The organism is Lacticaseibacillus yichunensis (genome assembly GCF_003946405.1).
Taxonomy (GTDB): domain Bacteria; phylum Bacillota; class Bacilli; order Lactobacillales; family Lactobacillaceae; genus Lacticaseibacillus; species Lacticaseibacillus yichunensis.
The window spans coordinates 21879-32869 of sequence record NZ_RHOG01000033.1 but is presented as its reverse complement, the minus strand read 5'-3'; the positions used below and the strand labels follow the sequence as shown (position 1 = coordinate 32869).

Below are 10991 nucleotides of genomic sequence, written 5' to 3'. Positions count from 1 at the left end.
AGCCCCGAAGCCCTCTAAGCCCTCTAAGCCCTCTAAGCCCTCTAAGCCCTCTAAGCCCTCTAAGCCCTCTAAGCCCTTAAGATAACAAAAAGCCCCCTCAAAAGAGGAGACCCATAAAAGCTTAAAACATAAAACCAACACCATTTGACAAATTTCCAAAATTATTCTGGATCATGCGAGGAAGCGTCCGCGGAAGACTTGTCATCATTGGATGGCTGATCCCCCTTTACCGCGTTGAGGTAACCGCCATCAGAGGCACTGCCATCATCTGGCGTAGAAGCGTCGTCCGCATTAGTTGCAGTATCGACGTCATCGCTATCCGCGGTGTCGTCCGGTGAAAGGATGTCACGATTTTCGCCGTCAGCATTTTCAGCCGCCTGCTTCTTGGCATCTTTTTGCTCTAAGGCCTTCTTTGCTTCCTCATAGGTCGCCGCCTTTTCGCTAGGGAACTGATCCTTGTCCTTTTCTGGCATCTTGCCATCATTAAACAGGGACAGAATCTCCGCTTCGTCCAGCGTTTCGTATTTCAGCAACGCTTCGGCGATCAGCTTGTGCTGTTCACGGTGACTCTCGATGATCTGGCGCGCTTGTTCGTGCGCTTCGTCGATGATGCGGCGGACCTCATCATCGATCGCCGCCGCCGTATCCTGCGAATACGCAGGCATCTGACCATATTCGGCACCGACGAATGGGCCTTGACCCTGGCGTTCCAAGGTCACAGTACCAATGCGCTTGGACATCCCATACTGGGTGACCATGCTGCGCGCCAACTGTGTCGCTTGCTCAAAATCGTTAGAAGCGCCAGTTGCTTCGACACCGAAGACGATCTCTTCAGCAGTCCGCCCACCCATCAGGCCGGCAATCTGCTCCATCATTTCTTTCTTGGTCAGCATGAACTGGTCTTCTTTTGGTAAGGTGATCGCGTAACCGCCGGCACGGCCGCGCGGAATGATCGTGACCTTGCGCACCACACGCGAGTCAGACAGGACCAACCCGATGATTGCATGGCCCGCCTCATGGAAGGCCACCACATTGCGTTCCTTGGCCGGAATGGCGCGGTCCTTCTTAGCAGGACCAGCGATCACACGATCTTCGGCCTCGTCAATATCGGCCGCATCGATCTTATCTTTACCGCGCCGCGCCGCGACCAAAGCCGCTTCGTTCAGCAGGTTTTCAAGATCGGCGCCGACAAAACCAGGGGTCTGTTGCGCGATCACTTTCAGGTCAACGTCGTCTGCCAATGGCTTGTTCTTCGCGTGGACCTTGAGAATCGCTTCGCGGCCCTTAACGTCAGGCTGGCCGACCAGAATCTTCCGGTCAAATCGGCCTGGCCGCAGCAGCGCGGGATCGAGGACATCGGAACGGTTCGTCGCCGCCATCACAATGACACCTTCGTTACCCGTAAATCCGTCCATTTCAACGAGCAACTGGTTCAGGGTCTGTTCACGTTCATCATGGCCGCCGCCCATGCCGGCGCCACGCTGACGACCGACCGCATCAATTTCATCGATAAAGATGATCGCCGGCGCATTTTTCTTCGCGTTGTCAAACAGATCGCGGACACGGGACGCCCCGACCCCGACGAACATTTCAACAAAGTCCGACCCAGAGATCGAGAAGAATGGCACGCCTGCTTCACCAGCAACCGCCTTAGCCAGCAATGTTTTACCAGTACCTGGCGGGCCCTCGAGCAAGACACCAGCCGGAATGCGGGCACCCAGCTTGGAGAACTTGCGCGGATCCTTCAAGAACTCGACGATCTCGACCAGCTCCTGCTTTTCCTCTTCGGCCCCGGCGACATCGGAGAAGCGGACCTTGTTGGCCTTCTTATCCGCCTGCTTCGCCCGGCTCTTGCCGAAGTTCATCACTCGGCCGTTGCCACCGCCACCTTGGCCAGCCTGGTTCATCATGACATAGAAGAAGATCATGATGGCGACCATCGGCAAAATGGTGATCAGAATCGTCAGCCAAGTGCCCGATTGTGACTCGGTGAGGGTATTCGTCTTGACGTCATTTTCGCTGGCTTCTTTTTGAATCGTCGCCAGGGTGGTGTCATTCGTCGGAATGTACACCGAAAACGACTTGGTGGTCGTGGTCTGCGACCCAAAAAGGCTCAGCGAGTTATTACTGCTGCTCGACTTTTTGGCTTCGCGGTATTCACCGGTAACCTTGTAGACGCCGCCAGACGGTTGCATTTCAAAGGACTTGATTTTGTTATCCTTCAGCTCCGTCAGAAATTGGCTGGTCTGCAGTGTTTCTGTCGAGGTGCCATTGCTTCCGCGCAGGTACCAGGCAAACCCCGAGACCAATATGACGAACATGATCACATAGGTCAGGGTGCTGCCGAACAGCCCGTTTTGTTTTTTATTCATGCATAACCTCCAGCAACATTGATCGCCGCTGATGCGGCTTTGATGGGTTCATGATACACCAGTCACGGCGTATCCGCTTATTCTTCTTGGTAGACCGCGGGCTTAAGCACCCCAATGTAAGGTAGGTTGCGATATTTTTCCGCGTAATCGAGCCCGTAGCCGACCACGAACTCATTCGGCACGGTGGTCCCGACATAATCTGCGTGCACATCGACCACCCGGCCCTCTGGCTTGTCCATCAACGCGCAGATTTTGATCGACCGCGCATTGCGTGTGTTGAACAGCTTCTTCAGGTAAAAAAGGGTGCGGCCGGTGTCGACAATATCCTCGACGATCAACAGATCACGCCCGGAGACGCTGGTGTCAAGATCCTTCAAGATCTTAACTTCACCGCTAGATTCAGTCGCGTTGCCATAACTCGAGACGTCCATGAAGTCGATCTCCATGTAATCGTCCACCGCCCGGACCAAGTCGGTCATGAACATGATCGCGCCTTTCAAGATGCAGATCACCAACGGATTTTTCCCCGCGTAATCCGCTTTGATCTGGTCTGCCAATCGCGCCGTGATCGCGTCGATGTCTTCTTTGGAATACAAAACTCTCAGAATATCGTCATTCATCATCCTGCCCTCGCTTCGCCTGCTTTGGTCGAAATGCAACTACATAAGAAAGTATATCAGTTAGCGGGCGTTGAAACAATTGACGAGCCGGGCTTTCCTGCACCCAAAATACCGTTTGTCCCTGTGTCGCCAGCAAGCACCCGGCGCGTTTTCGCGCAGGCACCTTTTGATCGATGAAAAACCGCCGCAGTAATTGGTGATGGCCATTGGGCAGCGCCACTTGATCCCCGGGGCGCCGGGTCCTGATCGTCACCGGGCCAGCGGGGACAGGGGCCCAGCTGGTCGCATCGGTTGGCACGGCAGAAAAGAGGCCGATCTGACCCGCCGGCACCGCCTGCCAGCGGCCATCCGGCACCAGGACCAGACCTGAGACAGCCACAGTCGGGCCGTCTGACTCGCCGCGCAGTAGCCTGCCGTATTCGACCAGAAGCACCCTTGCACCAGCAATCAGAAACTGATGACTGCCGCCTTCTTGCAGGGCGGCTAAGAGCTGCTGCTGCTGGCGACTTGCGACCACCAGATGCCACTGATCGAGCTGAGTCGCCAGCAACAGCTGCTGCACGCTGTCTGGCTCGCTTAGAAGCGGACGCCAATCCACCCCATTTGTGATCTGAAGTGGTGCGAGCATCGCCGCCGCCTGCCGCGACGCCAGCGTCAGCGCCCCATCCAAGGCTTCGCTAAAATGTTGCCCATGCGCGCTGATCTGCGGAAAAAGTTTGGCCAGGCGGGGAATCACGTCATGCCGTAACGCATTGCGCGGCACGGCTTGATCCTCATTACTTTCGTCTTCACAAAATGGCACATGATGATCGGCTGCATAGTCGCGAAGGGACTGTTTCGCCACACCCAATAAAGGACGTAAAAGCGTCACCCCATCGCGCTCGGTACGAGGCTTCATCCCGCGCACAGCCCCGGGGTTCCCTGACCGCCCCAGTTGAAGCAGCATTGTCTCCAATTGATCATCACGGTGCTGCGCCAATACCAGAAACTGGGCCTGGTTTGCCACTGCCACCTCCGTCAAAAACGCATAGCGTGCCTCTCGCGCCGCGGCCTCACTGACATGTTGTGGATGCGCTGCAACGGGCCAGCTACCTGCGACAAACGAGATGCCTAACTGGGCGGCATAGGCGGCAACGACTTGCTGCTCCTGCTGACTTGTTGGCCGAAGCTGATGATCGAACTGTGCTGCCACCAGATTCAACGGTGTCCTGGCCCGTGCTAGCATTGTCAGCAGGACCATTGAATCCACCCCGCCGGACACAGCAACAACCAGTGTCGCATGGGGTGGCACCTGTAACTTCATCAACGCACGATCGATGCTAAACACGGCTGGCTCCTTTCGCAATGTAGGTCTCACTGTACCACGCTGAAAACGGGAAACGTGAGGCTAAAGTCTGATTGTGGCACGCTGTCGCATTTTCCTGGACATGCAAAAAAAACGCGGAAAACTCTGCGTTTCCCGCGTCTATATCAGCTGCGCCGACCGCCACGGCCGCCGCGCTTACCTTCTGTGTTACGACGAAGACTGCTGAGCCGTTCTTCGCTTTCTTTGAGATAGCCCGACATCAAGGAGTCAAAATCATCCTTCCCGCCGACTGGTTTGCGTGGCGCACGACTGCCACCACCATTATTGAACTCACGTCGCGGCTTTTGAAAATGATCGCCACTCGGTCGATTGGTGCTTGGCCGGCCGGTGTGCTCCGCTTGCGGCTTATCGACCGCTTTGCGAATCGACAGCCCAACTTTGCCGTCCTTGATCGACATGACCTTGACCGTGACCACATCGCCGACTTTCAATACGTCGTGGATATCCTTGACATATTCATCTGAGACTTCACTGATGTGGACGAGACCTGTCTGACCTTCTCCCAGATCGACAAAGGCGCCAAAATTCGTGATGCCAGTGACCTTGCCAGAAACTTTTGCGCCAACTTCAACTGCCATAGAAAAAGTGTTCCTCCTAGTGAATTGTGTCTTTCAGTATAGCACTTAGACCCGTTTTCGCCTAGCGAATCAATGACCCGTGGTGACCATCCCGCCGTTGGTCAGACCAGGCAAGGTGAAAACGACCTCGCCTGGTTTCGAAACCAAATATTTCTGGCGGACCAACTTGGCAAGATAGTCCTCGTTCTTGAGCTGATCCACTTGAACCTTGAGTGCTGCGGTACTTGCTTTGTGGGTGGCAAGGTCGCGTTTTGCGTGCGTGACCTGGGCTGTGCTTTCAGACAATGCCTGATGACTGGACGAAAGCGCAACGGCGCCACCGCCGCAGATCGCGAGCAAAAGCGTGCCTAGCAATACCACGCGCCGCTGATGGACGTGATGCCGACGTTTGTCTGGTTGGCTTTTGACCGGCGCCTGGGTCGGCTGACTCGTTTTGCCTGTGAATGGCTTGATCTTTGCCTGTTGCATAACCCTTCCCCCTTTCGCTTCACTTCATTAAGGCCAGTATAGCAAAATAGCAGCCGCCAGGTGTTACATTTTAATAACTTTCTTTATAGGTCTCGCTGACGATCTCGTACAAACCGTCAGCATCTTCTTTTTTCGTGGTCTCTGTCAGGGCGAGCACCTTTACCGTCAGGGTCTTGTTGCCAAAATTGATCACCAGTTGATCGCCAATGCTGACGTCAGTGCTGGACTTGGCAACCTTGCCGTTGATCGTGATTCGTTGTTTATCCGCGATCTCTTTGGCGACAGTGCGCCGCTTAATGATCCGGGAAACTTTCAGATATTTATCAAGTCGCATACGTTTTCTCCTTTATGAATGACGCTGAAGCCAGCGCAGATAATGACGGCCAAAAGGCAAACTCATCACCTCACGCGGGGTCAGCAGATGACACACAGTGGCCGCGGCCACAAAGACAAGGACGCCAAGCAGTGCCCCGCCTAATCCAACAAGGCCCGCTGTTAGGCGGCCGGTCAGGGGTAAGAGTAAGCCGGCAAAATGCACGACCAGCACCATACACCCAACGCTTGCGGCCAACTTCCAGCCAAAGCCACGGCGCCGCTCCGGCAGCCAGGTCGCCGGGACCTGCACATAGATCAGATCTAGCATAAGACCCAGCGCCAGCACGGTGGCCGCGGCCGCCCCAGTCGTCCCAAAACGCTGCGTCAAAGGTGTGTTTAGCACAACTTTGACCGCAAATCCGGCCACAAGCGCCCAGGCGGTCCCGCGAATCCGCCCGGCACTTTGCAGCAAGGCACTGTACGCATTGATCAGGCCGACCAGCGCGATGCTGACCACATAGAACTGCAAGGCGACGGTACCGGCTGCATCCCCAAATAACAGCCAGTTGATCGCCGGCATCAGCACAACCAGCCCGGCCGCTGCTGCGACGCTGATCGCCGCCGACAGATGGACGAGCTGGCCAGCCACTTGCCGAAACGCAGCGAGGCGCCGCTGACTGAGGGCTGCGGTCAATTTTGGCATGAGGGTCGCCGACAGTGCCGTCGCCACGACAAGGCCCAATTGAACCAGAGGCTGGCCGCGATCATACACCCCTTTGAGGACCTTGGCCATCGGAAGCAACACCCCGCTTGCCGTCAGCGCCTTGGTCACGGTGAAGCTGTCGATCAGCTGCAAAATGATCAGCAGGGCCGCAAATAAGGCGATCGACCCGCCTTCCGTGATGAACCGCCGGGCGAGTTGGCCATACGCACGCCAGCCTGGCCAGGCAAAATGCATCCCGCGCTGGCTCCGCGACCAGGGCCGCCACAAAGACAAGATCGCGGCTGCCCCGCCGAAAAATGCGCCGCTCATTGCCACAGCGCCCATTTGGTAAACAGTCCAATGCACCCGCAGCGCCCACCACGCGGCAAACAAGATCACCGCTACGCGCACCACTTGCTCAAAGACCTGGCTGATCGCCGTCTTGGTCATGTCAAAGGTGCCCTGAAAATAACCCCGCGCCGTGGCAAGCAGTGGCATGGTCAAAAACATGAAGCCGACGACCTGAATCAACACCGCCAGCTCCCGGTCGCCCATCCACCCGGCAATCGTGTCGGCAAACACTTGCATGGCAAAAAAGATCGCCCAGGACAACCACGTCAGTAGTACCAAGGACTGATGCGCGACCGTCTGTTTGGCCAGCGGGTCCTTTGCTTCGGCGACTAATTTTGAAATAAAGACCGGGTAGCCCGACAAGGCAAAGGTCATGCCGATGCCGTAAAGCGGATAGACCTGTTGATACACGTAAAAGCCGGTGTCCCCGACCAAGTTTTGGAGCGGCACGCGATACAAGGCACTCAAGATCTTGGCAATCAAAGAGGCCAGCGACAGGATCCACGCACCTTGGGCCACGGCATGCGCCGCTTTTTTTTGCGTTGTTGGCATATGAGCGCCTCCTTGGTGGGCGAGTCGAGTGAGCAACTAAGCGGGGGCCGCACGTGGCAAGTAGCCGTACTGAAATGGCCAGCGTGCCTGGCCCCACCGTTACTCGTCGCTGGTTGCCGGGTCCGGGCTCTTCGCGCCTGCGACCGCCGCTGCCAGGGCCTGCAAGAAATTGGTCAGCTCCGGAAGCCACTCAGCCGACGTGCTTTTTGGTGGCAGGACCAACATCACCGTCATTTTTCCCTCATCCAGTGCAACTCGCGCCTTGAGCTGGGTGGCGGTCAGGACTTTGAAAATTGGTGCCCCCTGCATCAGCAAGGTGGCCTTTGCCCCAAGTATGATCGCGAGCTGACTGCCCGTTTGACTGACCTTTTCGACTAAGGCTTGATCGGCAAAGCGCTTCAGATGTGCGATCTTCAACAGATTATCGACCGGCGCCGGATAATCGCCGAAGCGGTCGATCAGATCACCCGTGAGCTCCTGTTCCTGCGCATCATTTTCCGTTTCGCGAACGCGCTTATACAGCTCGATCTTCTGCCGCGAGTCACTGACATAATCATCCGGCAAATAGGCTTCGATGTCGAGGTCGATCTCGGCGTCAGTCTTCGCCTGAACCTTTGTGCCGCGCTTCTTAGCCACGGCATCATTGAGCATTTGGGTATAGAGGTCATACCCGACCGCATCGATGAAGCCGTGCTGCGAGGTGCCCAGCAGATTCCCGGCGCCACGAATCGATAAGTCGCGCATCGCGATCTTAAAACCGCTGCCCAGCTCCGTGAAATCCTTGATCGCCTGCAGCCGTTTTTCCGCCTCTTCATTGAGCACCGCGTTTTGCCGATACATAAAATACGCATACGCGATGCGACTTGAGCGGCCGATGCGCCCGCGCAACTGATAGAGCTGCGCAAGACCATAATGATCTGCATCTTCGATGATCAGCGTATTCACATTTGGCATGTCCACGCCCGTTTCGATGATCGTGGTGGTGACCAGGATATCATAGTCGCCATGCAAGAAGTCGTAAATGACCCCTTCCAGCTGATTTTCCGTCATCTGGCCATGGGCATACGCGATCGAGGCCTCGGGCACCAGGGCCTGAAGCTGCGCAACGGTCCGCTCAATATCCGCGACCCGATTGTGCAGGTAAAAGACTTGCCCGCCGCGGGCCATTTCCCGCTCGATCGCCTCGCGCATCGCCCCGGCATTTTGTTCCATCACAAACGTCTGAATCGGGAAGCGGTTGGTCGGCGGCGTTTCGATCACCGACAGATCGCGCACACCTAGCATCGACATGTTCAACGTCCTTGGAATCGGCGTCGCAGTCAGCGTCAGCACATCCACATTGGCTTTCAGGGCCTTGAGTTTTTCCTTGTGCTTCACGCCAAAACGCTGCTCCTCATCGACGATCAGCAGCCCGAGGTCATGGTAATGCACATCCTTTGACAGCAGGCGATGTGTCCCCACCACAATATCCACAGTGCCATCCGCCAACGCCTGAATGGTCTCCTTGCTTTGCTTGGCCGTGCGAAAACGCGACAGCATCGCGATATTTACTGGAAAATCGCTGAAGCGGTCCACCATCGTATCGTAATGCTGCTGGGCCAAGATCGTGGTCGGCACCAATAGCGCGACCTGCTTGCCGTTTTCCACCGCCTTGAACGCAGCTCGCAGCGCGACTTCCGTTTTGCCGAACCCGACATCCCCGACCAGCAGCCGGTCCATCGGCTTGGGTTTTTCCATGTCGTGCTTGATCTCTTTGATCGAGCGCAGCTGATCAGGCGTTTCCGGATACGCAAACTCTTCATCAAATTGATGTTGCAGCGCATCATCCGGTCCAAAAGCAAATCCCGGCTCAGCTTCCCGCTTGGCGTACAGTTTCACCAGGTCGTCGGCGATGTCATCGATCTTCGCCTGCACCTTGCGCTTGGTCTTTTGCCACTCGCTGCCACCGAGTTTATTGATGCGCGGCGCCTTGCCTTCGCCGCCGACGTATTTTTGCACCAGGTGGAGCTGACTCACCGGAATGAAGAGCTTGTCCCCGCCCTGATACAAAATAGTGATGTAATCCTGATGCTTGCCATCGACTTCCAGCGTCTGAATGCCGACATACTGCCCGATTCCGTGATTGACATGGACCACGTAATCGCCCGGCGTCAGCTCGGTATACGAGCGCAGTCGTTCAGCATTAGCCAGCGTCTGGTGCCGCGCCTTTCGTTTGGGTTGGGCATTGAAGAGTTCGTGTTCGGTGACCACCACCCATTTTGAATCCGGCCACTCGAATCCGCTGGCGAGATTGCCTTGGACGAGTTGCAGGGTTCCAGGCAAAATGTCCGTCGCCGGCGAGATCACATTGGCGATCTCAAAATCCCGCAACGTCTGGCTGAACTTGGCCAAGCGATGCGCCGATTTCAATAAGAAGACAACCGTCATTTTTTGTTTCCGCCAGCGGTCCGCCTCGGTTTTCAGCAGTGGCATCTGGCTGAAAAATTGGGGTACGTTACGACTCGTGACATTGGTCAGACTGCTCAAGCGCAAGCTGCCCATCCCTTTTTGAAAAAGATTCAGGAACAAATGGGCATGCGTGCCCATCCGCTCGATCTCCTGAACCGGTTCATTTGGTAGTGGCGCTGCCACCCGTCCGCCTTCCTGCAAACTAGCGGTCCAGTCGAGGGTCTCTTGAAGCAGATTGACGTCGCTATCCAGGATGCGGGAATACTCATCATAGATCACCAAGGCGGCGGGCTGAATGTAGTCAGTCAGATGTGTCGCCTGTGGATAGAGGACCGGCATATATAACATCAGTTGATCGACCCGCTCGCCAAGGCGCAGCTGATCCGCCACCGCAAGCACGCCATCGGTCAACGCCTGCTTGGCCTCTTTGGTGTCAGCTTTGGTCTTCGCCGCCATGCCGGCTTTTTGCAGCCGCGCGCCAGCTTCTCGGAGTGTCTTGTCATCCGCAATCAGATCCGTTGCCGGCACAATGTCGATCGCATCCAAATTGGCCAGCGACCGCTGAGTGCCCATGTCAAAACTGCGAATCGAATCGACTTCCGTGTCAAACAGCTCGATGCGCACCGGATCATCCTGATCCAATGGGTAAATATCGATGATGCCCCCGCGAATCGCAAATTGACCCGGCGCCGCCACCAGCGCGTCTCGCCGGTAGCCCATGGCGCTGAGTGTTTTTGCCAGTGCCTCGGGGTGGATCTCGGTGTCCGCGTCGATGTGCAGCGTCGCTTCCTGCCAGCTGGCTTTTGGCACCAACAGTCGCTTGAGGCCGGCCAGACTCGTCACCACGATGCCGGGCTGCCCAGTCGTCAGCCAGTTCAACGTCGCAATACGCTGACTGACCGTGTCCGGCGAGCTCACCGCCGCCTCTGCCGCCAGCACATCCTCGACCGGAAATGGCCACACCAAGTCGTCGCCGACCAGGTCTGTGAGGTCTGCGACTAATTCATCGGCATGAAACCGATTGTTCTCGATCACTAACAGCTGCTGCCCAGTCGTCCTCAGCGTCGCCGCCAAAAACACCGTCTTGGCCGAGCCACTGAGACCTGTCACCAAGTGCCGGCCGCTCGCAAGCTTTGGCCACAACCCACGCAACGGTGCGGCCGCTTGCATCATTTGAATAAGATCCATTCTTCACCATTTTTCTCTGGCTTCGCGTCG

General features: G+C 56.4%; 8 protein-coding genes. All 8 read right to left on the bottom strand.

What is annotated here, in order from left to right:
* Positions 1-161: 161 nt before the first annotated feature.
* The gene (gene ftsH, locus EKM95_RS09550; protein WP_125697868.1) at positions 162-2372 is read right to left on the bottom strand and encodes an ATP-dependent zinc metalloprotease FtsH; all 2211 of its coding nucleotides are present in this window, start codon (positions 2370-2372) and stop codon (positions 162-164) included.
* A gap of 77 nt (positions 2373-2449) precedes the next feature.
* Positions 2450-2992: a hypoxanthine phosphoribosyltransferase gene (gene hpt / locus EKM95_RS09545; RefSeq protein WP_125697872.1), complete on the bottom strand. Its 543-nt coding sequence runs from the start codon at positions 2990-2992 to the stop codon at positions 2450-2452.
* A complete protein-coding gene (gene tilS, locus EKM95_RS09540; RefSeq protein ID WP_125697866.1) occupies positions 2985-4319 on the bottom strand; it encodes a tRNA lysidine(34) synthetase TilS in 1335 nt (444 codons plus the stop codon). The genes hpt and tilS overlap by 8 nt, the downstream gene beginning before the upstream one ends.
* A gap of 143 nt (positions 4320-4462) precedes the next feature.
* Entirely contained in the window at positions 4463-4936 is a 474-nt protein-coding gene (locus tag EKM95_RS09535) for a S1 domain-containing RNA-binding protein (RefSeq protein ID WP_125697864.1), read from the bottom strand.
* Between the two features lie 69 nt (positions 4937-5005).
* Positions 5006-5404 carry an FtsB family cell division protein gene (locus EKM95_RS09530; protein ID WP_125697862.1) on the bottom strand — a complete coding sequence of 133 codons (399 nt, stop codon included), beginning with the start codon at positions 5402-5404 and terminating at the stop codon, positions 5006-5008.
* Between the two features lie 70 nt (positions 5405-5474).
* A complete protein-coding gene (locus EKM95_RS09525; RefSeq protein WP_125697860.1) occupies positions 5475-5738 on the bottom strand; it encodes an RNA-binding S4 domain-containing protein in 264 nt (87 codons plus the stop codon).
* Between the two features lie 12 nt (positions 5739-5750).
* Entirely contained in the window at positions 5751-7325 is a 1575-nt protein-coding gene (locus EKM95_RS09520) for a polysaccharide biosynthesis protein (protein WP_125697858.1), read from the bottom strand.
* Between the two features lie 99 nt (positions 7326-7424).
* Positions 7425-10961, bottom strand: coding sequence for a transcription-repair coupling factor (gene mfd / locus EKM95_RS09515; protein WP_125697856.1), 3537 nt, complete (start codon positions 10959-10961; stop codon positions 7425-7427).
* Between the last annotated feature and the right edge of the window lie 30 nt (positions 10962-10991).